Source organism: Nocardiopsis sp. N85 (assembly GCF_028882275.1).
GTDB classification, from domain to species: domain Bacteria; phylum Actinomycetota; class Actinomycetes; order Streptosporangiales; family Streptosporangiaceae; genus Nocardiopsis; species Nocardiopsis lambiniae.
The window spans coordinates 244,284-268,824 of the sequence record NZ_JARBUT010000001.1; the positions used below are offsets into that span (position 1 = coordinate 244,284).

General features: G+C 71.6%; 17 protein-coding genes and 1 tRNA gene. 9 read left to right on the top strand and 9 right to left on the bottom strand.

Annotated features, from left to right (window positions below):
- Positions 1–135 precede the first annotated feature (135 nt).
- Positions 136–588: an SRPBCC family protein gene (locus PWG71_RS01000; RefSeq protein WP_274807532.1), complete on the bottom strand. Its 453-nt coding sequence runs from the start codon at positions 586–588 to the stop codon at positions 136–138.
- 320 nt (positions 589–908) lie between these two features.
- On the opposite strand from PWG71_RS01000, the gene PWG71_RS01005 reads away from it, so the two are divergent.
- Positions 909–2,015, top strand: coding sequence for a hypothetical protein (locus tag PWG71_RS01005; RefSeq protein ID WP_274807533.1), 1,107 nt, complete (start codon positions 909–911; stop codon positions 2,013–2,015).
- 64 nt (positions 2,016–2,079) lie between these two features.
- The gene (locus PWG71_RS01010; RefSeq protein ID WP_274807534.1) at positions 2,080–4,182 is read left to right on the top strand and encodes a glycosyltransferase; all 2,103 of its coding nucleotides are present in this window, start codon (positions 2,080–2,082) and stop codon (positions 4,180–4,182) included.
- A 244-nt stretch (positions 4,183–4,426) separates the two neighbouring features.
- Here the strand turns inward: PWG71_RS01010 and PWG71_RS01015 are convergent.
- The 6 genes from PWG71_RS01015 to PWG71_RS01040 all read right to left on the bottom strand — a co-directional run bounded on the left by PWG71_RS01015 (position 4,427) and on the right by PWG71_RS01040 (position 11,921).
- Positions 4,427–4,502, bottom strand: a tRNA-His gene (locus tag PWG71_RS01015).
- 67 nt (positions 4,503–4,569) lie between these two features.
- Complete coding sequence (gene orn, locus PWG71_RS01020) at positions 4,570–5,208, bottom strand: oligoribonuclease (protein WP_274807535.1); 639 nt, start codon at positions 5,206–5,208, stop codon at positions 4,570–4,572.
- Between the two features lie 79 nt (positions 5,209–5,287).
- Entirely contained in the window at positions 5,288–7,090 is a 1,803-nt protein-coding gene (locus PWG71_RS01025) for a DUF2510 domain-containing protein (RefSeq protein WP_274807536.1), read from the bottom strand.
- Positions 7,091–7,190: 100 nt separating this feature from the next.
- Positions 7,191–7,799, bottom strand: a complete 609-nt coding sequence (locus PWG71_RS01030) for a hypothetical protein (RefSeq protein ID WP_274807537.1) — start codon at positions 7,797–7,799, stop codon at positions 7,191–7,193.
- A 210-nt stretch (positions 7,800–8,009) separates the two neighbouring features.
- Positions 8,010–9,764 carry a substrate-binding and VWA domain-containing protein gene (locus PWG71_RS01035; RefSeq protein WP_274807538.1) on the bottom strand — a complete coding sequence of 585 codons (1,755 nt, stop codon included), beginning with the start codon at positions 9,762–9,764 and terminating at the stop codon, positions 8,010–8,012.
- Between the two features lie 414 nt (positions 9,765–10,178).
- Positions 10,179–11,921, bottom strand: a complete 1,743-nt coding sequence (locus tag PWG71_RS01040) for a substrate-binding domain-containing protein (RefSeq protein WP_274807539.1) — start codon at positions 11,919–11,921, stop codon at positions 10,179–10,181.
- A gap of 483 nt (positions 11,922–12,404) precedes the next feature.
- Between PWG71_RS01040 and PWG71_RS01045 the strand changes: the two genes are divergently transcribed.
- The 5 genes from PWG71_RS01045 (at position 12,405) to PWG71_RS01065 (ending at position 17,992) form a co-directional block, all read left to right on the top strand.
- Complete coding sequence (locus tag PWG71_RS01045) at positions 12,405–13,076, top strand: hypothetical protein (protein WP_274807540.1); 672 nt, start codon at positions 12,405–12,407, stop codon at positions 13,074–13,076.
- A 70-nt stretch (positions 13,077–13,146) separates the two neighbouring features.
- Positions 13,147–13,989 (top strand): TrmH family RNA methyltransferase, encoded by an 843-nt coding sequence (locus PWG71_RS01050; protein WP_274807541.1) that lies wholly within the window; start codon positions 13,147–13,149, stop codon positions 13,987–13,989.
- Positions 13,990–14,035: 46 nt separating this feature from the next.
- A complete protein-coding gene (locus PWG71_RS01055; RefSeq protein ID WP_274807542.1) occupies positions 14,036–14,953 on the top strand; it encodes a 2-hydroxyacid dehydrogenase in 918 nt (305 codons plus the stop codon).
- A 61-nt stretch (positions 14,954–15,014) separates the two neighbouring features.
- Positions 15,015–16,670: a bifunctional 3'-5' exonuclease/DNA polymerase gene (locus tag PWG71_RS01060; protein ID WP_274807543.1), complete on the top strand. Its 1,656-nt coding sequence runs from the start codon at positions 15,015–15,017 to the stop codon at positions 16,668–16,670.
- A gap of 149 nt (positions 16,671–16,819) precedes the next feature.
- Entirely contained in the window at positions 16,820–17,992 is a 1,173-nt protein-coding gene (locus tag PWG71_RS01065) for a C40 family peptidase (RefSeq protein ID WP_446724956.1), read from the top strand.
- A 493-nt stretch (positions 17,993–18,485) separates the two neighbouring features.
- Here PWG71_RS01065 and PWG71_RS01070 read toward each other — a convergent pair whose 3' ends face one another.
- Together PWG71_RS01070 and PWG71_RS01075 are read right to left on the bottom strand one after the other, a co-directional pair.
- Positions 18,486–20,243, bottom strand: coding sequence for a gamma-glutamyltransferase family protein (locus tag PWG71_RS01070; protein WP_274807544.1), 1,758 nt, complete (start codon positions 20,241–20,243; stop codon positions 18,486–18,488).
- A 153-nt stretch (positions 20,244–20,396) separates the two neighbouring features.
- Positions 20,397–21,878, bottom strand: coding sequence for a hypothetical protein (locus PWG71_RS01075; protein ID WP_274807545.1), 1,482 nt, complete (start codon positions 21,876–21,878; stop codon positions 20,397–20,399).
- A 252-nt stretch (positions 21,879–22,130) separates the two neighbouring features.
- On the opposite strand from PWG71_RS01075, the gene PWG71_RS01080 reads away from it, so the two are divergent.
- Positions 22,131–23,108, top strand: a complete 978-nt coding sequence (locus tag PWG71_RS01080; protein WP_274807546.1) for a glycerophosphodiester phosphodiesterase — start codon at positions 22,131–22,133, stop codon at positions 23,106–23,108.
- A 150-nt stretch (positions 23,109–23,258) separates the two neighbouring features.
- A complete protein-coding gene (locus PWG71_RS01085) occupies positions 23,259–24,506 on the top strand; it encodes an alanine racemase (RefSeq protein ID WP_274807547.1) in 1,248 nt (415 codons plus the stop codon).
- Positions 24,507–24,541: the final 35 nt, after the last annotated feature.

A 24,541-nucleotide genomic window follows, 5' to 3' on the forward strand; every position in this document is an offset into this window, starting at 1 on the left:
TGCTCGGACCAGTGGGCGAACTCGAGGGAATCGGTCTCCGCGGGTCGGCGGGCCTTCACAGCGCAGAGGTGCCGCGGGACGCGCTTGAGCGCCGGGTCGATCATGGTGCTTCTTCCGAGCGGTACGTGATCGGCCCTATCCTGCGCCGTTTCCGCAGGAGTGCTGTATCCAAGGGGTGGCTTCGGCGGCGTTCTTGAGATCCTCGGCCTGCCGGTCCAGGTGGGTCCGGGTGGTCTTCTTGGGGAGCACGCTGATGACCGCCACCATCAGCCCGCGCATCTCCAGGTTCAGCATCAGGTGTGAGCGGTCCCCGCCCAGGGCGTCGACACGGTGGCAGACGACGGTCGTGGCGCCATCGGCCTTCTGGGCGAACTCGAAGTAGGCGGGGGTGTCCCAGACGGTGATGTCCCACAGGCCCTCGGGCAGCTCGCGCAGGCGCACGGTCCCGCCGACCTCGAGCGGCGGGGATGCAACGACCTCGACCACCTCGACCAGCCGGATGACGCGGGGCCAGGCCTCGATGTCGGTCAGCACGTGCCAGACGCGCTGCCGGGGCGCCTCGATGTGGATGGACTTCTCGAACCGCATGCCGGGGCCGCCTCGGCCGGGACGCGTGTCCCCCAGACCCTGTGCACACCGACCCTACGTCGATCCGGGGAACGGAGGAGGCCGCGACCCGGGATCTGGGCCCTCGGACTGCGGAGTGGTGGGCGGAGGGGACGTGAGCCGCACCGGGGAATGCGTTGACCAGGGGGAACGCGGGAATTCACAGGTGCCGTTCCAATGAGTCGGCGGTGCTCGATATCGTCGTCGACGCCGATGGCCGGTGTGTGGGATGGTCGGGGGATCCTGATTTCGGTCCGGGTCGGTTCAATGCGTTTCCTGTGAATGCTTCGGGGAGTCCTTTCATGTCGGTTGGCGGAGAAGTGGTAGCGGAGTACGAGCGAGTTTATTCCGCTGCCGCGCGGATGCTGTGGCTGGAGCCTGATTGGCACAAGCGGAGCGCTTGGCCGGAGGGGCGCAAGGCGGCGTGGCGGGCACTGGAGGAGGTTCTGGCCTCCGACGCGCAGGTCCCGGCCGGGGCCCCAGGTGAGCCCTCGGACCCCACGCGGCATCTGTTGACACGCCGTGGCCCTGATGACCGGCCGGTTCCTCTGGCCGAGGCCGCCCAGGACTGGTGGACCCGGTTCGAGGAGGGGCGCCAGTTCAGACACCCCGGATTCGTGCTGTTGGACCATCCGGAAATGTACGGGGATGTTGTCTTCGAGCCGGGGTCGTGTGTCATCGTCACCAGCGACTGGGTGCTGGCGGCGGCAACAGCCCTCACCGACCTGGAGCGCCGTCTCGCTCCGGGGCGGCCCGCGTGTGTGATCGACGAGGAGGCGGCGGGGTTGTCGGTGACCCTGCACGAGATCGCCGATCACCTGCGTGGCGCGTTGACGGGTCAGGGCCCTACCCCGCACCCCGGTGATGTTCCCTGGGCCGCCGCGACGCCTGAACCGTTCACCACGCGGGTCGGCGCCGATCGGCTGGAGCGGTTGCGTCGGGTGGCCCAGGGCGCCGCCGACCACATCCCGTCCCGAGAGCAGGTCATCGCCACAGACGAGTTCATAGGTATGGACACGGTTGTGGCGGTGGAGAACCTGCGGCGGGTCCTGGCCGGAGAAGAGATCCCGCTCTGGTGGGAGCGCGGCTCCAATGACTCCCGACATGAGTTGTTGTCCGGAGGTTCCGACTCCTCCTTCACGAGTAAGAACGCAAAGATCCGCAAGAAGGTGTTCGAGGACTCCCCGCTGCCGAGGGTGCCGCGCGAGCGGGAGATCGTCGAGCCCTACCGGGACGGTGAGCCCTACTGGAAGGCCTTGGTCCCGAGCACCGTGTTCGTCGTGGCAGAAATCCTCGACGAGGCTGCGGCCCGGTTCGTGCCCGGTCGGGCCACGGCCATGATCGGCTACGACGCCCAGTCCTTCTCCTCCCGGGTCAGCGACATCAACACCCGCCTGTTCAGCCTGTGATGGTCCGCCCCATCGCGCAACAGATTCTCTTTTCCGGAACGACCGCACGTGAGGCCGCTGGAGCATGACGCGCTATCTCTTCCTGGCCAGTTCCGGGAGGCTCGATGACGGGGGTGCGGTTCTCAACCGCCAGTTGTCGGAGGCACTGGCCCGTGGCAACGATGTCCACCTGGTCACGATCGGCCGTTGTGAGCAGCAGCGGGAGGGGGTGACCGTCGTCGAGCTGGACGAGGCCCTCCTGTCCCCGCAGACCATCGCCGACATCAAGCAGACCCGCCACTTCGTGGACCGGTTCTCCAAGATCATCCGGGCCGCCCTGGACGAACAGGGCCCGGAGCGGGTGGGGTTGCCGACCGACCCGGGCGCGTTCGACATGATCGTCGGATACGGCGATGTCACCGGTCCAGCGGCCCTGCACCTGAAAGACGCCTACTATCCGGACGCGAAGGTGTCCACGGTCATCACCTTGGACCCCAAGGGGTTCTTCAGGACCCTCGATCTGCCCGAACTCGAAAAGCACCGGATCGAGAACCACCGCAGGGTCCTGGCCGGCTCCGATCTCATCCTGGCGCACGGCCCCAAGTCCGCCGTGGACGCCCGGCAACTGGCGGCGGAGTGGTCCCAGGCGCGGTCGCTACCGCCCAGCCACGAGTTCCTGCCCGGTGTTGAGATCTCCCGGGGCACCCCCGCGCGCTGGCAGCCGGGAGAGCCCTTCAACGTCCTGATGCTCGGGCGCATGCACGACGTCAACAAGGGCGCGGCCGACGTCACACTCGCCGTGGCCCACATGCGCACACAGGGGTTCGAAGACATGCACCTCACCCTGCGCGGTATCGACCCGAAGATGAAGGATGCATTCGTCGATCTGCTGGATCGCCAACTCGGCGAAGGCCGGTGGAATTCGTTCGTGACGGTGGAGGAGTTCACCAGTGACGAGGCGGCGAAGGAGCGGTCCATCCGGGAGTCCCATGTCATGGTCATGGCCACGGAGAGCGAGGCCTACGGTCTGGCGGCCAGCGAGTACGCCGCCCAGGGAAAACCGCTGATCGTGGCCGAGGGGTACGGGAACGGGTTCGCCACCCTCCTGCGGGATGAGAACCGGATTCCGCGTGACATCGCGGACCGCTTCGTGCTGGACGACAGCGGGTCACGCAGTGCCAACGGGTCCCTCATGGGTGAGGGAGCCGCAGATACGGGTGTACCGCGGCACCATCTGATCGCGGCACGGCTGAAACACGTCTACAACGACTACGACGGCTACGCCGAGGTGGCTCTACGCCTGCGCGGACACCTGAGCGAGTACACCCTCGACCACACCGCCGCCAGTATCGGCCAGGCGGTCGACGATGTGCTCGTGGGGAACATCCGCCACACCAAGCAGCTCGCCCGGGGGGTCAACGCGGTCCCCTCGGAGGAGGAACTGCTCCGGGGGATCCCCGAGGACAAGCGGGACCTGATCCTTGATCCCCGGGTGACGCCGCGGTGGTCCCCGGCCGTCGACGGAACGTCGGTTCCGGGGGCCGATCCCGCGCTGGCCCGACGGGTGATCCTGAACGATCTGTCGGCGCAGCGCGGCCACCGCGAGGCCTCCCCGTTCGAAATGGTGAGGTCGGGCATGAGCGGCGAGGAGACCAGCGCCGCGATCTCCGCGTGGGAGGCGCTGGGCAGACCGGAGACGGTACGGGAGCGCGAGGCCCGCCTCCGGGACGGTCAGTCCGCCCCGGAGCCCGCCGAGAGGGCGACTCGGGTTGCCGAGGCCTCGGCAACCACCCCCGAACCCGCTGCGGAGCCTACTCCCGAGCCCACCGCGAGCGCATCGCGCACGGCTGAGGATCCCGAACCCGCCCGGGAGTCCGGGACGCCGACCGCCACCCCCGACAAGACCCCGGAACGCCATCAGGGCATAGAGGCCCAGACACCGAAGAGGACTTCCAGCAGGATCTGGGAGACGCCGAAGCCGCCGATAGCGTCGATGGCCGAGCACCGGACCCAGTGGGCGCTCTACGACGACCTGCACGGTTACGGCCGGCGTACGCCACTGATCTCGGTGAGGACGCCGACCAAGGCGCCCGGCGCCTACCGCGAGCTGCTGCACCCGGACACGGGCGCGGCCTACGAGCGCGACCAGCGCCAGGTCGAGTCGGGAAGCCGAGGGTACGGCGGGTAGCGGTCGAACGTGTGGCCGGTGGGATCCCAGTGCACCCGGGACCCCCTGCCCCTGGGGACCTGTCCCGGGGAACCCCCACATCTCCGGGAACGGCGAAGGCCCCGTCCCTTCTCGGTGAGTGACGGGATGGGTGGTGCGCACTCACCGGGCGGATCTTTTGCCCCCGTGCACCCGCTGGTGCATCCCCGGGAACGCGAAAGCCCCTGACCACATTGCGTTTCCGCTGGTCAGGGGCTTAAGCCTCTGGGGTGAGTGACGGGACTTGAACCCGCGACTTCTTGGACCACAACCAAGTGCTCTACCGGCTGAGCTACACCCACCACGTCCGCCGGACCTCGCGGCCCTGCGTACGTATGAAAGCTTAGCGGACTCGGGAGAGTGCTTCGATCAGTTTTCCGGGGAGTCGTCGCGTGGCGCCACGCGACCGGTGCCGCCGGCGACCACGTCGGCGGCGATGGCGCGGGCCGTGGCCGAGTTCGGGCCGGGTTCGGGGACGAACGCGGCGGCGCGGTAGTAACGCATCTCACGGATGCTCTCGGTGATGTCGGCGAGGGCGCGGTGGCCGCCGTTCTTCTCCGGGCTCGCGTAGTAGACGCGCGGGTACCAGCGGCGCAGGAGCTCCTTGATGGAGGACACGTCCACCATCCGGTAGTGGAGGAAGTCGTCGATGCGCTTCATGTCCCGGGCGAGGAAGGTGCGGTCGGTGGCGATGGAGTTGCCGCACAGCGGGGCCTTGCGGGGTTCGGACACGTAGCGGCGGATGTGCTCCAGGACGGCGTCCTCGGCCTCGTGCAGGGTCACGCCCTTGTCGAGTTCTCCGAGAAGGCCGGAGGTGGTGTGCATGTCGCGAACGAAGTCGCCCATGGCGTCCAGTGCGGCCTGCGGGGGTTTGATCACGACGTCGATGCCCTCGTCGAGGATGTTGAGTTCCCCGTCGGTGATCAGACAGGCCACCTCGATCAACGCGTCGTTCTCGAAGTCGAGGCCCGTCATCTCGCAGTCGATCCACACCAAACAGTCGTTCATAACGGTCAGCTTAGGGGTTCTCGCGTGAGGGCCCGGACACGCGGCGGGGGCGCCCCGGTGAGGGGCGCCCCCGCGGACGTCAGTCCCAGATGAAGGGGTCGGAACCGCCGGGAGGCGCCCCGACGTTGAAGATCGCCCACATCCAGTCCCAGATGTCCCAGAACTGGAGGTAGGCCAGGAACCCGAGGATGAGGAAGATCAGCAGGAAGGTGAAGCAGCCGCAACCGCAGCCGCCCTTTTTCTTCTTCCTCTGCTGCGGGGGTTGCTGCGGGTAGGGCCGGTGCGGCGGGTGCGCCGGCGGCGGGCCCCACGGGGGTTGCTGGGGGCCGCCCGGCATGGGCGGGCCGCCCGGGGCCGAGGCGCGGGGGCCGGTCGGCGGGTAGCCGGGCGGGGGACCCTGCGGCGGGCGGTTCATCGGGTGCGGCGGCGGCATGGGGGGACCCTGCCGCGGGTACGCCGGGGGCCGGTTCATCTGCTGCGGGGGCGGGAACGGCGGGGCGTAGCCACCCGAGTGCGGCGGCTGGCCCTGGCGGTACCCCTGCTGCGGGCCCGACGGGAGTGCGCCCCGTTGCTGGGGGCCGCTGGGCGGGTAGCCGGGCTGGGCGCCGGAGTGGGGAGCCGGGTAGGGCGGGGGCGCCTGGCGGGCCGGGTCGGGACGTCCCGGCGTCCACGGGGCGCCCGGGGCGGGGGTACCCGGCGCGGGAGTGCCCGGAACGGCCGGGGTGCCCTGGGCGGGCGCGTCGGGCGCGTCCGGTGTGTTCGGAGCGGCCGCGGCCTCCGGCGGCGGCGCGGGGCGGTTGCGCTCCTCCTCGGCGCGACGCTCGGCCTCCTCGGCCTGGCGCTTGGACTCCTCCTCGGCGCGCTTGCGGTCCTCTTCGGCCCGCTTGGCCGCTTCCTCCGCCTGACGCTTCGCCTCTTCCTCGCGGCGCTTGGCGGCCTCCTCCTCGGCCTGGCGGCGCTGCTCCTTGCGCTCCTCGGAGAGGTCGCTCCACCCCTCCTTGATGTTGCCCAGGAGCTTGTTGAAGCGGCCGCCCTTGCGGTCGTCCCCCTCCTCCTCGTCGGAGGCGCCGCCGGAGAACATCGGGTCGGCGGGGTCGAAGACGGCCGTGCCGCCCGCCTCGCCTCCCGGGGTGAAGACCTTGGTGCCCGGGGCCTCCCCGAACTCGTCCGGGTCGAAGACGGCGGTGCGCGGAGCCTGTCCGGCCCCGTTCGGGTCGAAGACCTTGGTGCCCGGGGCGCGGCCGAGGTCGGAGTCGGTGAGGTCGGAGGTGGGGATGTCGTCGCCGCTCAGGTCGGCGGTGGGGGACTCATCGTCGTGACCTGGGAGGTCGCCGGGGGACACACGGACGGTGGCGCCGTCGTCGACGTCGGCCCGGGGGCGGACGGAACCGGGGGAGACGCGGACGGTGGCACCGTCGTTGAGGTCGGCGGTGGGCTCCTCGTCGGAGGGGGAGGCCCAGGTGGGGTTGATGCGGACGGTGCCGGAATCGTCGTCCGACGGGGCGTTCGGCGGGGTGCGGTCCCGGCCGGGGGTGGAGGGGCCGATGCGGACCGTGCTCGGTTCGTCGTCCACGGGCGGGGCCGGCCGTGCGGCGTCGCGGGCCCACGAGGGGTCGATGCGCATGGTGCCCATGTCGTCGTCGGCCCCGGGGGAGGGGCCGAGACGGACGGTGCCCGGCTCGTCGTCGTCATCGGACGGGCGGCCTCCGGGCCCGCCGAGGTAGGTGGTGGCGGCCTCCTCGTCGTCGGAGCCTCCGGTCCCACCTTGGAGTTCGTCGAGGGAGCGGGTGTGCCGCGTCCACTCTTCGCCGTTCCACCATCTGAGCGTCTGCGCGTCGCCCTGCGGGTCCGCGTACCAACCCGGCTCGATAGATCCACCCATGGGGGTCAGACTAAGGGGTTTCGGAACTGTGCTCGACCAGCGGAACCCCCTTCATGGGTTTCGCGCGGGCCCGCCTCCGCCGCATGGATCCGGAGGGTGGTCAGACGGTGGCGGAGGGTGCGAGTTCCGGGTGTCGATCCCTCCGGTGGCCGCCTGTGGCCAGCAGCGGGACGGTGTCCAGACGTCCCGGGCCGGGATCGGTCGAACCCGGTACCTGGTCGTGGCCGAAGTGCCCGCCCCGGGCCCATTCCCGCGCCCGCACCTCGATGGGAAGGTCGACTCCCGGGGGCCCCGCCGGCCAATCGCGTCGAACCCCCCAGGAGTCGAGCCAGTCCAGGACGGCCGCCAGACCGCGCATCGGTCCCTCGGTGAACGGCTCCCCGGTGTGGCCGACGACCGCGACGACCAGGCACACCCGCCCCTCGTCACCGTGGTCGACGTGACTCCCGTACACGTGGGTGGCGCCCACCGTCGGGGTCCCGCGCCGGGTCGCCGGCAGGATCTGCGCGATCCGCCCGGACGAGGGGTTCCACACCAGGTGCACCGTCCGTCCCTCGGCGATCAGCCGGACGGCTTCCTCCCGCGCGGACCACGCGTCCGGGTCCGCGCCCGTCACCGTCCACACGGCGCGTGGTGCACCGATCCCGCGTGACGCGTGCGCGTCGCCGCCGTCGATCCGTTCGGCCTCGGGCATCCACGCGTTCGCCATGGCATTCCCCTTACGGTTCTTCGCGTCCGGGTCCTCTCTGGGTACGCCAACCCGGTCGAGAAGTCCATAGTGCTTCCCTTCAGGGACAGGGTCTTGTCACCTCCGGTTCCACGACGGGGACCGCCGTCGCTTCCCCCGGGATCCCGGGAACGCCGTGGGGGCGGGGACCGTGTGCGGTCCCCGCCCCCACGGGCGCTCGTCCGGCCGGACTCACTCCTCCGGGTCGGAGATGCGCAGGGAGAACGCCCGGATGAAGATGTCACCGATCTCCGTGGGGTCCTCGGTCATGTACGCGGCACCGCCCGTGGCCGCCGCGATCTGCTGGAGCGGCTCCAGGTTCTGCACGTCGGGACCGAACGCGATGGTGATGATCGGGATCGGTCGGGCCGGGCTGGCGATGGCGTCGATCTGCGACAGCAGCTCGTCCAGCTCCATGCCGCCGGGGTTGTCGTTGTCCCCGTCGGTGAGCATGAGGATGACGTTGTTGCGGTCGGGCCGATAGGTCCGCGACATCTCCTGGTAGGCGGCCAGGTAGGTCTCGTACAGCGCGGTGTCGCCCTGGGGCAGCGGCTGGAGCGCGGCCAGCGACCCGGCCAGGATCTCGCGCTGCTCGGTGCCGTCGTCGGCGGCGGCCTGGAGTTCGCGGACCGGCGCGACCTCCTGGTAGTGCAGGTTGTTGTTGACGTCGGTGGAGAACTTCCACAGACCCAGCTCGGAGCTGGGCGAGAACATCTCCAGACCCTGGGTGGCGGCGGCGCCGGTCACCTGCATGCGGGTCATCCCGGTGCCCGGGACCTCGGCCAGCATCGACCCGGAGACGTCGACGATCGCGAGCACGCGCGAGTCCATCTTCATCTGGTTCCAGGTGAGGGTCAGGTCGGTGATGGAACCTTCGGAGGGGGCGGGCAGTTCCTCGGGGGCGGTCTCCTGGAACCCGTGTTCGGCGGCCAGCAGGGACGTGTCCACCTCGTCGTCGGGGCCGCGGAAACCCTCGGCGAGGATGTGCTCCCGCGCCTCGTCCGAGCGGATCGCGGTGCGGAACGCCTCGGCGGCCCGGGTGATCTCGCCGTCCTCCGTGCGGACGATGTAGGGGTAGTCCAGGTAATAGGTGCCGTCTTCGAGGTAGTCGACCCGGACGGAGGTGTCGCCGTGGGCGGTGTTGTAGCGCCAGGCGGCCTGCTCCGACATCACCATGATGGGCGGGGCCTCCTCGCCGCCGCCGCTGAGCGCCAGGAAGGCCGCCTCCTCGTCGGCGGAGGCCCCGCGGTGCAGCGCCTGAAGGGCTGCGGTCATGGTGGCGTTGAAGGTGTCGTTGTCGGGGCTGGCCTCCTTCAGGGCGCCGTGCAGCAGGTAGAGGGTGCCCAGCCCGGTGGAGCTGCGCGCCGGGTCGACGACCCGGACGGTGTGCTCGGCCTGCTCACCGGGAGCGGTGGTGGGCACGACGTCCATCCAGGTGGTGGGTTCGTCGCCCTCGGCGGCGTATGCGGCGAGTTCGGTGACGACCAGCGGGGTGCGGGCCACGGAGGTGCCGGTGTCGGTGATGACGGCGTCGCCGGACTGGCTCTGGACCAGGCGCGGCCACACCGAGGAGTCGGGGATCCACACGTCGGAGTCGGTGTCGCCCATGGTGGCGCCCGCGCCGGTGATGCCGAAGGCGACGTTGGCGGAGTCGACCTGGCGGACCTCGACGTGCACGCAACGGCCGTCGACGGCGGTCTCGGTGAGGTTGAAGTCCCGTGCGACCGCGTCGACGGCGGGAGCCAGTTCCGGACTGACGGCCACGTCCAGCTGGATGTCGGAACCGCCGCACCCGTCGGAGTTGCCGAACATGTACACGCCCACGCCCGCCAGGCCGACCACGATCACGAGGGCCGCGGCCAGGGCGGCGAAGGCTCCGCCGCGGCCGCGACGGCGCCTGGAGCGACCGGAGGGTTCTTCTGCGTATCTTCCGCGGTGACGTCCCACAGCTTTCCTCACGGGGTGGTGTGTACGGACGAATGTCGTACAAGGGGGATGACGGCGTTCAGGAGGGGCCCGTAGGTGGACGATACGGGCGGATCGGTGGACCGGCGCCGAAGGGTCGGCGGATCGGTCATAGGTGTGTTACTGGTGGGAACGGTACTCAACCGGTCGGAGCGGGTGGGGCCCGCCCGGACCGGAGCGGTCGGGCCCGGGGCGGACGTGATCCGTCCCGCACCCCTGTGCATCGCCCTTCACCTTGGGAGATCCGGTCCTGGTCGGGAGCGGCGCACTCGGAGAAGCGGTCCGACCGAAAATCGATTCCGATATCGAATCGAGACGCTTCCGGGTCTCCTCGGCCCCTGACCCCGAGCGCGGTGCGGACCGGGACGAGGACGGATCCTCCGGCCGCACCCGACCTCAGTTGTCGCAGTCGGGCACGCACAACCGCCGCGAGATCGAACTGAGGAAGATGTCGCCGATCTCGTCGGGATCGTCGGTCACGAACAGCGAACCGCTGGTGGCGGCCGCGATGTCGCGCAGTTCCTCCCGGTCGGCCTGCTCACCGAAGGCGATGATGAACAGGCTCACCGGCCGATTCGGGTCGAACCGGTCCTGGAGGGCCGCCACCAGCTCCCCGTGCGACAGGTCGCTGGACCCCTCGTCCCGACCGGCGGTCAACAGGATGACGCTGTTGATCTTCTCCTCGTCGTAGACGGCCTGGACCTCGTCGTAGGCGGACAGGATGTTGTCGTAGAGCCGGGAGCCGCCGCCGTGCACGTCGATGGTCTCGGCGACCTCGATGAGCTCCTGACGTCGGGTGTTCTCCTCACCCGACTCGGCGTCGCCCAGCCGGTGCATGTCGGCGGCCTCCTCGCGGCCGCTCTCCCCGTGGTCCTCCGATATCAGCCACAGACCCATGTCCGTGGCGTCGGGGAACAGGGCCAGCCCCATCAGCGCGGCGCGCTTGGCGGCCTCCATCCGGGTCGGGCCGTCCTCGCCGTCGAGGTCCTCGGCCATGTTCGCCGAGACGTCGGCCAGGACCAGCGTGCGGCTGGGCATCGACAGACGGTTCCAGTCGGTGACCGAGGCCAGCAGCGCGTCGCCGGTCAGGTCCCCGTGCACGACGGGGTCGTCGGCGATGATGCCGGGCCGCGCCGACAGCGCGGCCGAGGCCGTCCCGCCCGGATCGCGAAAGCCCAGCTCCCGCATCCGGTCGCGGTACGCGTCGTCGCGCAGCACCTCGTACAGATCCGCGGCGGCCGAGCGCAGGGAGGGGTCGTCGGTGGTGGTGACGTAGGGGTGGTCGAGGGAGACGGTCCCCTCCTCGGGGTAATGGGCCCGCAACAACGGCGCTGTCCCGGGCCGCGCGGCGTTGTAGGACACCACGGCCTGCTCGGGGACCACGATGACCGGCGCCGGCCGGTCCCCGCTCAGGGTGGCCCCGGTGAAGAAGGTGGCCAGGTCGATCTCGCCGAAGGCGCTGTCCGTCTGCACGTCGCGGACGAAGTCGGTCATGGCGGTGTCGGCGGCGTCCCCCGAGCCCAGGTGCCGGCGGACCGCGTGCATCACCGTCATGCCGTCGGCCCCGCGGTTGGGGTCGACCATGACCAGCGGCCGCTGCGGATCGCGTTCGCCGGGCAGTACCAGGGTCCAGTCGGTGTCGTCGGGGTCGGGCATGCCCTCGGTGTCCTCCGGCGCGGCCAGGACCACGGGGGAGGCGGCCAGCGACGGCGGGGCGGTCTCGATGCCGTGGGTGCCGCCCGCGGACATGCGGGTCAGCTCGACCCAGGCGGAGGACTCGGGCACCCACACGTGCGGCGTGATGGTGGAGTCCGTCCCCGATCCGCCGGCGAGGGCGGCCATGATGCGGTGCGGCGCGATCTCGTCCACCTGTGCGTACACGCAGTCCCCGTTGTAGGAGGGGCGCTCGGAGTTGAACTCGGTCGCCGCCTCGCGCAGGACCGGGGCCAGGCTCTGGGTGGCCGACACCCGCAGGTAGCGGGTCTCGTCACAACCGAGCATGCCGATCCCGACCGGAACGGCGATCGCGGCCGCCACGACCAGCGCGACGACGACCGCGCTGATCCCCAGGGGGGACCGGGCCAGCCGGCGGGTCGTCGTGACGGTCGGTGAGGGAAGTCGATGGCGTCCAGTGGACACGGGCACTCCGGGGGCGTTGCTGCGGCCGGTCCCCGCGGGGGGTGGGCGGGGTGCGCGGGGAGTCGGCGCGGACATGGGGACGGTGACATGGGGTGCGCCGCCGGGCACCCCGAACGGGGGAGGGTGAACCACCGCGCGCCCGGTGACGTCATAGAGGGCGAAAGGACGTCCACCCTACGACCCCATATGACCTGAGCCACTCTCCGCCATCGTCACTTGGACCTTACTCGTTGGTAACGCGGGAACGGAAGGGCCACCGGGAGCGTGCGGAACGCTCTCCGACCGGCCCCGCGACCCGCGACCGACACGTGGCCCTCCGACCGGAGTGGGTGATCTCTTTGTTACGGTGCTCACCGAGGAGCATCACCGTCTTCCCGTTAGGCTGGGGCACCGCCCCTGGAGTCCACCCGTGCACACGCTCCCCCCGGGTGCCGACGAACGCGGCGGACCTTCCTGTGACCGACGACCCCCGAGGGTTCTCGCATGTCCCATGCTCGTGATCAACGGCGCCGAGGATCACTCGGCACCGGTCTGCTCGCCGGTGCCTGTTGCGCCGGCGCGGTCGCCTATGGGGTGATCGTCGGCCCGTCGATGCTGCCGCCGCAACAGGACGTGCAGGCCGCCACCGCGCTCAGCCCCGACCTGGCCGGTCTGGAGGTCGAGGCCGAGGGCGACGGGGCGAGCGCCCCGCGAGGCCCGATCGGCGTGCTGGAGATCCAGGTCAGCGACCGGGACCGGGCCTGGGTGCAGACCCTGGTGTGCGAAGGCGACGCGGAGTCGGACCCGCCGGCCTGCGCCGACCTGGCCGCCATCGCCGCGGAGTTCCAAGGCGAGCCCGGCGGCAGCGCCGAGCACCCCAGCGCCGGTGAGGACAGGGAAGAGGGAGCGGAGGAGGAGGGCTCCGACGAGGAGACCCCCGAGGAGATCGCCGGGATCACCGTCGAACCCACGACCGCCGCCCTGCCCGGCAGCGAGGCGTTGTTCACCGAGGTCAGCCAGGGCACGGTGTGCACCGACAAGGTGTACGGCCCCCAGGAGGCCGTCATCGTGGGCGTCTGGGAGGGCCACGAGATCGAGACGACCCTCAACCGCAAGGGTTCCTGCGAGGAGGCCCGCTGGCAGCGGCTGCGCCCCCTCACCGACCGGATCATGTAGCGCCTACCGATCGTCCGACCGTGCCCGGCCCCGTGCCGGGCACGGTCGTGACCGGGGATAATCGTCGACCATGCACGTCATCGAGATCGACGACCCCGCCGACCCCAGGCTCGCCGACTACACCCGTCTACGGGACGTGAACCTGCGCCGCCACCTGGAGGCCGAGCACGGGTTGTTCATGGCCGAGGGGGAGAAGGTCATCCGCCGGGCCGCGGCCGCCGGCTACGCGCCGCGCAGCCTCCTCCTCACCCGACGGCGCGCCGAGGTGCTCGCCGACCTCGACGTCGACGCGCCCCTGTACCTGGTGGAGGAGGAGACCGCCGAGCGCCTCGTCGGCTTCGACCTGCACCGGGGCGCCCTGGCCGCCTTCCACCGCGGGCCGCTGCCCTCCCTCGATGAGGTCCTGGCCGGGGCGCGGGGCATCGTCGTCCTGGAGGACCTGGTGGACCACACCAACGTCGGGGCGATCTTCCGCAGCGCCGCCGGACTGGGCGTGGACGCCGTCGTCCTGGCCCCGCGGTGCGCCGACCCGCTGTACCGGCGATCGGTCAAGGTGTCCATGGGCGCCGTGTTCACGCTGCCCTACACCCGGCTCGACGACTGGTACGGGGGGCTGGACGAACTGCGCGAGGCCGGATTCCACCTCATGGCGCTCACCCCCGGCGAGGACTCCCGTCCGCTGCGGGAGGCGATGTCCGCCGTCGACCCGGACACGGGCGTGGGCCTGCTGCTGGGGACCGAGGGCGACGGGCTCTCCGCGCGCTGGCTGGAGCGGGCCGACACCCGTGTGCACATCCCCATGTCCGGCCGCGACGTCGACTCCCTCAACGTCACCGCGGCCGCGGCGATCGCCTGTTACGAGCTGACCCATCGCGGGGGCGCGGGCGTGCGCGTCCACCGGGGCGGGACCTGACCGGTCGATAGTGTGTCGGCGGACACCCGCGCCGTCAGGAGGAGCCATGCCCGGTCGAGTACTCGTGCAGTGGGAGGAGAACCGGCGCAACGCGCCGGCTCCGCTCGCGGTGGACGTCTACACCGGGGGCCCCGCCCCCGAGGGCCTGGACGGGGTGGTCTTCTACCAGGTGCCCTACGCCCCCTCCACCCAGGGGGTCGACGAGCGCCTCGACATGATCGCCCGTATGCCCGATCTGGAGGTCGTCCAGCTGGTCTCGGCGGGGTACGAGCACGTGCTGCCGCTGCTGCCCGAGCACGTGACCCTGTGCAACGGGCGTGGACTGCACGACGCCAGCGCCGCCGAGCACACGCTGGGGCTCGTCCTCGCCGCTCAGCGGGACCTGCCCCGGTGGGCGGTCGATCAGCGCGAGCACCGGTGGGCGCCGGTGCCGTCGCGCTCCCTGGCCGACCAACGGGTGATGATCGTCGGGTACGGGAGCATCGGCAAGGCCATCGAGGACCGGTTGCTGCCCTTCGAGACCGAGGTGGTGCGGGTGGCGAACCGGGCCCGTCCCGAGGAGGGCGTGCACGGGGTGGGGGAGCTCCACGCCCTGCTGCCCGAGGTGGACGTGGTCGTGCTGATCACCCCGTTGACCGAGCGCACCCGGGGCCTGTTCGGGGCCCGGGAGTTCGCCCTGTTGCGTGATGACGCCCTGGTGGTCAACGTGGCCCGGGGGCCGGTGTTGGACACCGGTGCGCTCCTGGCGCAGAACGGTCGGGTGCGCGCCGCGCTCGACGTCACCGATCCCGAGCCGTTGCCGGTGGGTCACCCGTTGTGGGACGCGCCGGGGGTGTTCGTGACCCCGCACGTGGCCGGTGGGTCGGTGACCTTCTACCGCAGGGCCCGCGCGTTCATGGACGCCCAGCTGGCTCGTTGGGCGGCGGGGGAGGTTCTGGAGAACGTGGTCCGCCCCGGACACTGACCCGGGCGACCGGGCCGGATCGGACGTCCGGAATGTCGGTATCGGTGATGAGAATGACCGTATGAGGATCGCGGTGGTCGCCGACGGCGAGGGCGGAGGGTGGCTGCGCCCGCTCGACGGGGAGTCCCCCGCCCGACGGGTCGACGATCTCGCCGCGGCCGTCCGCGCCGGTGAGGCCGAAGCCGACCGGCCCCGCTGGGTGTGGGCCGACACCCGCGACGTCCACCCCGAGCTGGTGCGCGCCGGGGTGCGGGTCGAACGCTGTCACGACGCCGCGCTCGTCGAGGCGCTCCTGCTCGGACACGCGGGGCGCCACGGTGAGCCCCGCTCCCTCGGCGCGGCCTGGGCTCGGGCGCACGGCCGGCCCGTGCCCGACGATCCCCTCGAACCCGCGGGGGAGGGGGTGGCGGCCCAACCCGCGCTGTTCGAGGCCGACCGCTCCACCCTGCCGCCGGGCACCGACCGGTTGGACGCCCTGGTGGAGGTCCACGCCGAGCAGTCGCGTCGACTCGCGGAGCTGCCGGGCGGGATGTCCCTGCTCGCGGCGGTGGAGTCGGCGGGCGCGCTGGCCGCCGTGGAGATGAGCCACGACGGGCTGCCCTGGCGGCCGGATCTGCACGACCGCATCCTCACCGGTCTGCTGGGGCCGCGCCCGCCCGCGGGTCGTCGACCGCCGGTCCTGGCCGATCTCGCCACCCGGATCGGCGAGGCGGTCGGCCGCGAGGTCAACCCCGATTCCCCGGCGCAGGTGCTCAAGGCGATGGCGTGGATCGGCCACCCCGTCGACTCCACCCGGGCCTGGGTGCTGGAGCGGATCGACCACCCGGTGATCCCGCTCCTGTTGCGCTACAAGGAACTGTCGCGTCTGCACTCCGCCAACGGATGGGCCTGGCTGGAGACCTGGGTCGACGAGCGCCGGGGCCCCGACGGGCGGCGGTCGGGCCGGTTCCGACCCGACTACGTCGTGGGCGGGGTCGTCTCCGGGCGCTGGGCCACCCGGGGCGGTGGCGCCCTCCAGATCCCCAAGGCGGTGCGCGGCGCCGTCCGGGCCGACCCCGGGTGGGTGCTGATCCGCGCCGACGCCGGACAACTCGAACCGCGCATCCTGGCGGCGGTCTCCGGGGACACCGCCCTGGCCGACGCGGCCGCCGAGGACGACCTGTACGCCCGCCTGGCCGTGCACACCGCCGGCGACCGCGAGCGTGCCAAGATCGGGCTGCTGGCCGCGATGTACGGCCAGACCGGTGGAGACGCGGCACCGCTGTTGGCACTGCTGCGCCGCCATTACCCCCGGGCCCTGGAGTACGTGGACGCCGCGGCCCGCACGGGCGAGGAGGGCGGCCGGGTCCGCTCCTGGCTGGGGCGCACCTCGCCCTCGCCCGTCGGGTGGGAGCGGCGGACCTCCGGGCCCGACGGCGACCGCCACCGTCGGGCGCACGGCCGGTTCACCCGCAACTTCGTCGTGCAGTCCGGGGCGGCCGAGTGGGCGCTGGTGCTGTTGGCGTCGCTGCGTCTGCTGATGCCCGGGGCGGTCGTGTTCTTCGTGCACGACGAGGTGGTCCTGCACGTGCCCCGTGAACGCGCCGAGGAGGCCGTTCACGCGATCGATGTCGCACGGGAGCGGGCGAGCACTGTTCTGTTCGGGGACACTCCGGTACGATTCCCCCTGGCCGTCAGTGTTACAGAGGGCTACGAAGGCACCACCCCACCCCCATGACCCCCCAACCCTCCGGAAAACGGACGGCGTGGGCTTCTTGCAAAGGCGACCGGGTCCGCCCATTCTTGGATTCGGAACGTCAACGGAGGAGCGCGCGCCGTAGGGGTCCCCCCTACCCCGGGTGGTTCAGAGAAAGGGCGGACATCCCCGTGCGGAGCCGTAGATCTGCTTGCACCACGGCGGTCCTGGTGGCCGCCTTCACCGCGTTCGGGGCGACACCGGCCATGGCCGATCCCGTCGTCGAGGACAGACCCCCCGTCAGTGAACAGTTCGCCCCCGACGCGCCCAGCGGAGCCGACCCGCGGGTCGGGGCGACCCCCTCCGCCACCGCCTCCCCCGAGGTCGCCGACCCCGAGGACCTGCGCCGCGACGCCTACGTCGCCCCCTTCCGCGAGGCGCGGAGCATCGAGTACTTCGTGGTCGCCCCCGACACCCTTCCCGCCGACGCCGTCGACGCCGTTCGCGAGATCGGGGACGTGGAGCACGTCCTCACCGTGGACGCCGCCCGGGTCCTGGTCGACGACCAGGCCACCTCCGTCCTGGGCGTGGACCCCTCCACCTTCCGCAACCACGCCCCGAAGCCCTCCGCCGAGTCCGACGACGTCTGGCAGGGCGTCGCCGAGGGGCGCATCGCGCTCTCCAAGGACGTCGGCACCGAACGCGAGCTGGAGGTCGGCGGCGATATCACCGTGACCGGCGGTCGTGGCGAGGTGCCCCTGGAAGTGTGGACGCACGCCACCTCCGGCATCGCCGGCATCGACGCCCTGATCTCCCGGGAGACCGCCGCCGCGCTGGGCGTGCCCGAGGGCAACGCCCTCGTCGTCTCGGCCCCCGACGCCGACCTGTGGGAACTGTACGAGGAACTCGGCGCGGTCCTGGGCGAGGAGGTCTCCGTCCAACTGGTGACCGACGCCCCCGAACCGTCGGTGAGCGGCGACAGCGTGCCGTCGTCGGTGATCGAGCAGGTCATCGCCAACGCCGAGTCGCAGCTCGGCGTTCCCTACGTCTGGGGCGGTACCACCCCGGGGGTCGGGTTCGACTGCTCGGGTCTGCTCCAGTGGGCCTTCCGGAAGGCGGGCGTGAGCATCCCGCGCGTCACCCACGACCAGTGGAACGCGGGCGAGCGCATCGAGTTCGACGACCTGCGCCGCGGCGACCTGCTGTTCTGGCGGTCGGACCCCACCGCGCCCGACTACATCTCGCACGTGGCGATCTACCTCGGCGACGGGATGATGCTGGAGGCGCCGCGTACCGGTCTCGACGTGCGCGTCACCCCGGTACGGACCGCCAACTACGCGGGCGCCGTGCGCGTCCAGACCTGATCCCCGTGCCCCTCGTCCCCGCGAGGGCGCCCACGGGGCCCCTGGAGCCGGCGGAGTGGACGAAGGGCCCTCGGCCGCGGGTCGCCCGGTGCGGGCGATCCTCGGCGGCGGAGCGCGAAGCACGGCCCCGCCCGGACACGTTCCGGGCGGGGCCTACGCGTGCGCGGGGGTGGGAGAAAGCAGTGGGCCGTGGTGCCACCGCGTCGGCGGCACCACGGCCTACATGTCTCCTTGTCCGAAGGACCCGGCCGGGAGGGGAAGGACAGGCCTCGGTCAGGAGGGGGAGACAGGGAGCCGCTGAGGGAGGGGGAGACAGCGTACCGACCCTGTCGGAATGGTCCTGGAGTGTGACGACGTCGGTGCGTCGCACAAGGACTACATAAGCAGCGAGCGGGCGATTTGGCAAGAGGCGCGATCAAGGCAGGCAAGTAGTCCCAATACCGGCTTAACGTTCAAAACGGCAGTCGGTCCGCTCGTTCCGTACCCGGGCGTCTCAGCGCCCGGCGGCGTACCCCTGCGCTCCCCGGGCGTCGGCGGCCGCGCGCAGCTCACCGGTCTCGGGATCGCGTGCCACGGCGGCCAGACGGCCCAGCGACCACGGGGCGGAGAGCTGGACCCGGTGGCCCCGACGGCGCAGTTCGGCGATGGTCTCCTCGCCCAGGCCGGGCTCCACGACCAGGTCGCCCGGGATCGTCTCCCTGGGGTGGAACGAGCTGGGGAAGGCGTTGGTGTGGAACATGGGCGCGTCCAACGCCTCCTGGAGGTCCTCGACGCCGTTGAGGATCCGCAGCAGCGCGGTGAAGGTCCACTGGTCCTGTTGGTCGCCGCCGGGCGTGCCGATCGCCAGCACCGCCTGCCCGTCCTCCCGGGTGACCAGGGTGGGGGAGAGCGTGGTGCGCGGCCGCTTGCCCGGTTCCAGGGAGTTGGGGGAGGCGGGGTCGAGCCAGAACATCTGCGCCCGGGTGCCCAGCGGGAATCCGAGCGCCGGGATCACGGGGGAGCTGGTGAGCCAGCCGCCGCTGGGGGTCGCCGACACCATGTTGCCGTGGGCGTCCACCACGTCCACATGACAGGTGTCGCCGCGTCGCACCGTGGGCTCGCCCGTGGTGCGGTCGGCCGGCGCCTCCCCGCTCAGGTACAGCGGCGGTGTGAAGGGCGTGCGGCCGGCCACGGCCCCGGGACGGGTCTCCAGGGACGCCCGGGCGTCGTCCACGAGCGCGGCCCGATCGGCGGCGTACCCGGCGGACAGCAGGTCCTTGAGGGGCACGTCGGTGAAGTCGGGGTCGCCGTACCAGGCCTCGCGGTCGGCGAAGGCGAGTTTGGCCGCCTCGGTCACCCGGTGTACGAAGTCGGCGCCCTCACCGGAGGTGCCCAGCGCCTCGGCCAGGCGCAGCTGCTGGAGCATGCTCGGTCCCTGACCCCAGGGGCCGGTCTTGTGCACGGTGTACGCGCCGTACGGGACGTTCGCCGGATCCTCGTAGGAGGCGCTCCAGTCGGCCATGTCCTGCGAGGTGAGCAGGCCCCGCTGCGGCTCCCCCTCGGCGGACGGCACCGGGGTCGTCAGGAACGCGGCGACGGACTCGGCGACGAACCCCTGAGACCAGCTCCGCCGGGCCGCGTCGATCCGCGCCTCCCGACCGCCGCCGCCGGACTCGGCCTCGGTGACGATCCGCCGGTAGGCGGCGGCCAGGGCGGGGTTGCGCAGCCGGGTTCCGACGGCGGGCACCCGGCCGTGCGGCAGGTACACCGCGGCCGAACCGGTCCAGTGACGGGTGAAGACGGGTTCGAGGGCGGCGATGGCCGCGGAGATCCGGTCCAGCACGGGATAACCGCGTTCGGCGAGCCCGATGGCGTGGTCCAGGACGTCGCGGACGGTCATGGTGCCGTGGTCTCGCAGCAGGAGCATCCAGGCGTCGAAGGATCCCGGGACGGTGGCCGCCAGCACCCCGCTGCCGGGGACGCGGTCCATGCCGGCGAACGCTTCGAGGGTGGCGGCGGCGGGAGCCACCCCCTGGCCGCACAGGACCCGGGGCGGACCGCCGGCGGCCTGGAAGATCACGGGCACCTCGCCGCCGGGGCCGTTGAGATGGGGTTCGACGACCTGGAGCGTGAACCCGGCGGCGACCGCGGCGTCGAAGGCGTTGCCACCGCGTTCGAGGACGGACATGCCGGTGGCGCTGGCCAGCCAGTGCGTCGAGGCGACCATGCCGAAATCGCCTCGGAGCTGGGGTCGGGTGGTGAAACGGGGCATCGAGGGGGGCCTCCTGGGTGAGCGGGCGGAACGCCGACGGCGGAACGCGGAACACGGTCCGGGCGACGCTACAGCACACCTTCGAGGAGGGGGAGACGTGCGAGCGCCGGGGATCCTCGCGGGACCCCCGGCGCTCAACGGTTCAGACGCGGATCACGGCTGCGTCGGAACACTCCACGGCAGGGAGTCCCACAGCGCGCGCCACTCCTCGTCGTCGACGGTGTCGAGATCGGAGAGGACCTCCTCCGCCTTGTCGTCGGCCTCCTCCATCTTGGCGGCGGCGGCCGCCTCGGCCTCGGCGACCAGTTCCGCGATGATGTCGGCGACCTCGTTCAGGATCTGCTCCACCTCGGCGCGGTCCAGGTCGTTCGCCTGCGCGCACTCGTCGAGGGCGGTGTTCTTGTCGCCCTCGTGGCCGTAGTACCAGACGGTGGCGAGCAGACGGTCGCGCTCGGCGTCGTCGAGGTCGTCCTTGCTCAGCGCCTGCTCCACGAACGCGCCGCTGTCCGGGGTCAGCTGGGACTCGTCGATCCCGCTGTCGCCCGCCTCGAAGTCCACGAAGCGGTCGATGAGGCACCCCTTGACCTCGCGGGAGCCGCTGCCGGGCAGGGTGACCGCGTCCTCCACCGGGGCCTGGTCGGCCGGGGTCTCGGGGGCCTCGTTCGCCGGAACCTCGTCGGCCGGGGCCTCGGGCACCTCTTCGGCGGGAGCCTCGGGGACCTCGGGGGCCTCGGGAGCCTCTTCGGTGGGGGCCTCGGGGGCCTCCGCCGCGGGCGCCTCGTCCACGATGTCGCCCACCGGGGTCACGGGGTTCTCCGGAGCGCCGGGCTTCTGCGGTGTTTCGACGACCGGGGCCTGGTCGGCCGGGATCTCGGGGGCCTCGTTCGCCGGAACCTCGTCGACCGGGGCCTCGGGAGCCTCTTCGACGGGGGCCTCGGGGGCCTCCGCCGCGGGCGCCTCGTCCACGACCTCCTCCGGTGCCGGGCCCGGGTCCTCCTGGGCCGTCTCCGTTTCGGTCTCCGCCGGTTCCTCCTGCGCCGGTTCCTCCTGTTCGACGGGCTCGGCCGCGCCGGCCTCCTCGGCCACCTCCTCGGCCATACGCCGCAGTTCCCTGGGCCCCCAGCGCTCCGGCTGGAGGTGGGTGGCCACGGCGACCCCCGGCCTCTCCAGCCAGAAGAGGTCACCGGTCTCCTCCGAGAGGTAGGCCCCCTGCTCGAAGGCGGCGTCGCCCTCCACCAGCTCCAGTTCCCGGTCGGGGATGTGGCTGTAGCGGCTCGCGCGCAGGTCGTCGAGGTCCTGAAGGGCCTCGGAGCGGATGACGGCCACCCGGCCGTAGAGCTGGTCGGGGCCCTGCATCCAGGACAGCTGTGAGTGGCGGCCGCCCTGTCGATCACTGGTGGAGGAGGCGTTGATCCCGTACCTCTCCAGGCCGGCGGGCAGGTACCCGATCTCATATCCGTCGAGGCTGTACGAGGACTTCCCCTGGCGTACGACCGGCCAGCTCAGCGACCGCTCGTCCTCCTCGTCGGCGAGGGCGGACCCGGCGAGACCGATCGGTCCGGCGACGGACAGGGCCGCGACGCCGAGAATCGCGACCCACCTGGTGCGGTGCTTGCGCATAGTGTTCCTTCCCATCGACTACTAATAGTGATGGTTGCAGGGCTGTGCGTAATTATCGAGGTTCTCGAGGGCCAAAATTGTGACATGAAGTCATCAAGTGAATGCATAGGGTTACAAGTGGTGGCAGTCGGACAAGGCACTCTTAGGTCGTTCTCCGGACGTTCCCGCGCGCTCCGCGCACGGTCACCGTCCGGTCACCCTGGGCGTTCAGGCTTCGGTCTCAAGGAAGCATTCGGCACGTCCGTTCACGCGTATCTGGGAGGTCCGGTGCACCGCATCGGCATCGTCGTCGGAGTCGTCTCACTCGCCATCGTCGTCCTCTGCGCCCCGTCCGCCGCCTCGGTCACCCCTCTGCCCGACTCGCCGGGCACCATCGCGGAGAAGCCCGCCACGGTGCGGCACGTCGCATCCCAACGCCCCCTGCTGGCCGTCTCCCACCGGGGAGCGGCCGGACACGCACCCGAGAACACGCTCGCCGGACTCGACGCCGCGCACCGCCTGGGCGCCGAGACCGTCGAGATCGATGTCCAGCGCACCAAGGACGGTGAGCTCGTCCTCCTTCACGACGTCACCCTCACCCGCACCACCGACGCCGAGAAGGTCTTCCCCGGCCGCTCCTCCTACCGGGTCGCCGACTTCACCCTGGCCGAGATCCGCCGCCTCGACGCCGGTTCCTGGTTCTCCTCCGTCTACGCGGGGGAGCGCGTGCCGACCCTGAGGGAGGCGCTCCGACGCCTGGAGTCCCTGGACCTCAACCTCTTCCTGGAGATCAAGGAACCCGCCCGCCACCCCGGTATCGAGAGGGACATCGCCCGGGAGCTGCGGGCGCGCTCCATCTGGTTGAAGCACAACCGCCCGTGGGAACCCCGTCGCCTGATCGTGCAGAGCTTCGACTGGGAGGTCGTGCGCTCCTCCAAGCTGATCCTGCCGTCGGTCCCGCACGCCCTGCTCGGCCGGGTCCCCGAGTCCCGCGTCCCGGATTTCACCTGGGCGCACATGATCAACCCCAACCACGCCACCATCGACGCCGCCTACGTCGACCTGCTCCACGAGCACGGGTTCGAGATCATGCCCTACACCGTCAACACCCGGGCCGCCATGGACACGGTGCTGTTCAAGGGGGTCGACGGATTCATCACCGACTACCCCGACGCGGGGCAGCGCGCCATCCGGGACTTCCTCGCCAGGAACGCGAAGAAGACGCCGACCGAGGTCACCCTTCCCCTGCTGCCCGCTCTCCACTAGCCTTCGCGCATCCGAGCCGCCGAACGGCGTCGGCCGGCCACCGAAGGGGTGGCGGGTGACGGGCGGGGGTGACCGGGCGACGCACGGCAGGGCGGGCGTCCGCGGAACGTGCCCTGGATTCCGGAAAGACCCAGAGGAGAGGCGGAACACGTGAGCGACCGTCCGGACGTCCCCGGAGAACTCGTCGACTGGCGGATCAAGGGGGTGTGGTGGCCGGGCGCCCCGACCCCCGCCGCCGACTTCGCCGCCCGGCGTGAACGGCTGTTCGACGGGCCCTTCACCTGGCCCCTGCTGGTGCTGCGGGAGTCCGCGCTGGAGCGCAACGTGGCCGCCCTCGCGGAGTTCACCCGGTCCCACGGCCTGCTGTTCGCCCCGCACGGCAAGACCTCCATGGCGCCCGCCCTGCTGCGCCGGCAGTTGGAGGCGGGCGCCTGGGGCATCACCGTCGCCACCGCGAACCAGGCCCTGGCGGTGCGCGGGTTCGGGGTGCGGCGGATCCTGCTCGCCAACCAGCTCCTCGACCCCCGGGTCATCCGGTGGGCGGCCGAGGAGATGTCCGCCGACCGGGGCTTCGACCTCCTGTTCTACGTCGACTCCCCCGAGGGGGTCGCCGCCGTGGCCACGGCGGCGGAGGGGTGGGAGGGGGAACGCTTCCCCGGAGCCCTGATCGAACGCGGTGTCCCCGGCGGCCGCACCGGGGCGCGCACCCGCGGGCAGGTCCTCGACCTGGCCCACGCCGTCGACGCGATCCCGGGCGCGGCCACGGCCGGCGTGGCCGGGTACGAGGGGCCGCTGTCCGACGCCGACGGCGTCCGGGGCTTCCTGCGGGATCTGCGCGGCGACGTCGAGGCCCTGCTCGCACAGCGCGGGCCGGGGCACGGGCGGCCGATCCTCACGGTGGGCGGCAGCGCCTGGTTCGACCTGGTCGCCGAGGAGATCGGCGGCATGGTCGAGGCACTCCCGATCCTGCGCAGCGGGGCCTACCTCACCCACGACGACGGGCTGTACCGCCGGATGACCCCCTACAACCGGCTGCCCGAGGGCGGCGACGCGCTCACCGGCGCCCTGGAACTGTGGGCCCAGGTCATCTCCGCCCCGGAGGAAGGGCTGGCGATCGCCGGGATGGGCCGCCGCGACGCCGGATACGACCAGGACCTGCCGATCCCGCGCGTCCTGCGCCGGGCCGACGGCACCGCCGTCCCCGCAGACGGGGTGCGGGTGACGAAGTTCGACGACCAGCACGCCTACCTGAGCGTCCCGGCCGGGCTGGACGTCCGGCCCGGCGACCTGATGTCGTTCGGGATCTCCCACCCCTGCACGACCTTCGACAAGTGGCGGGGCATCCCCGTGGTCGATGACGCCGACACGGTGGTCGACCTCATCGCCACCTACTTCTGACGGAGCGGATCACCGGGCCGACCGTACGGATGGTC

Bases quoted from the DNA above. Each gene is read 5' to 3' on its own strand.
- orn (WP_274807535.1), bottom strand. From the start codon at position 5,208: ATGAACGACTGTTTGGTGTGGATCGACTGCGAGATGACGGGCCTCGAC.
- PWG71_RS01010 (WP_274807534.1), top strand. From the start codon at position 2,080: ATGACGCGCTATCTCTTCCTGGCCAGTTCCGGGAGGCTCGATGACGGG.
- PWG71_RS01000 (WP_274807532.1), bottom strand. From the start codon at position 588: ATGCGGTTCGAGAAGTCCATCCACATCGAGGCGCCCCGGCAGCGCGTC.
- PWG71_RS01025 (WP_274807536.1), bottom strand. From the start codon at position 7,090: ATGGGTGGATCTATCGAGCCGGGTTGGTACGCGGACCCGCAGGGCGAC.
- PWG71_RS01060 (WP_274807543.1), top strand. From the start codon at position 15,015: ATGAGGATCGCGGTGGTCGCCGACGGCGAGGGCGGAGGGTGGCTGCGC.
- PWG71_RS01070 (WP_274807544.1), bottom strand. From the start codon at position 20,243: ATGCCCCGTTTCACCACCCGACCCCAGCTCCGAGGCGATTTCGGCATG.
- PWG71_RS01050 (WP_274807541.1), top strand. From the start codon at position 13,147: ATGCACGTCATCGAGATCGACGACCCCGCCGACCCCAGGCTCGCCGAC.
- PWG71_RS01075 (WP_274807545.1), bottom strand. From the start codon at position 21,878: ATGGGAAGGAACACTATGCGCAAGCACCGCACCAGGTGGGTCGCGATT.
- PWG71_RS01005 (WP_274807533.1), top strand. From the start codon at position 909: ATGTCGGTTGGCGGAGAAGTGGTAGCGGAGTACGAGCGAGTTTATTCC.
- PWG71_RS01045 (WP_274807540.1), top strand. From the start codon at position 12,405: ATGTCCCATGCTCGTGATCAACGGCGCCGAGGATCACTCGGCACCGGT.
- PWG71_RS01030 (WP_274807537.1), bottom strand. From the start codon at position 7,799: ATGGCGAACGCGTGGATGCCCGAGGCCGAACGGATCGACGGCGGCGAC.
- PWG71_RS01055 (WP_274807542.1), top strand. From the start codon at position 14,036: ATGCCCGGTCGAGTACTCGTGCAGTGGGAGGAGAACCGGCGCAACGCG.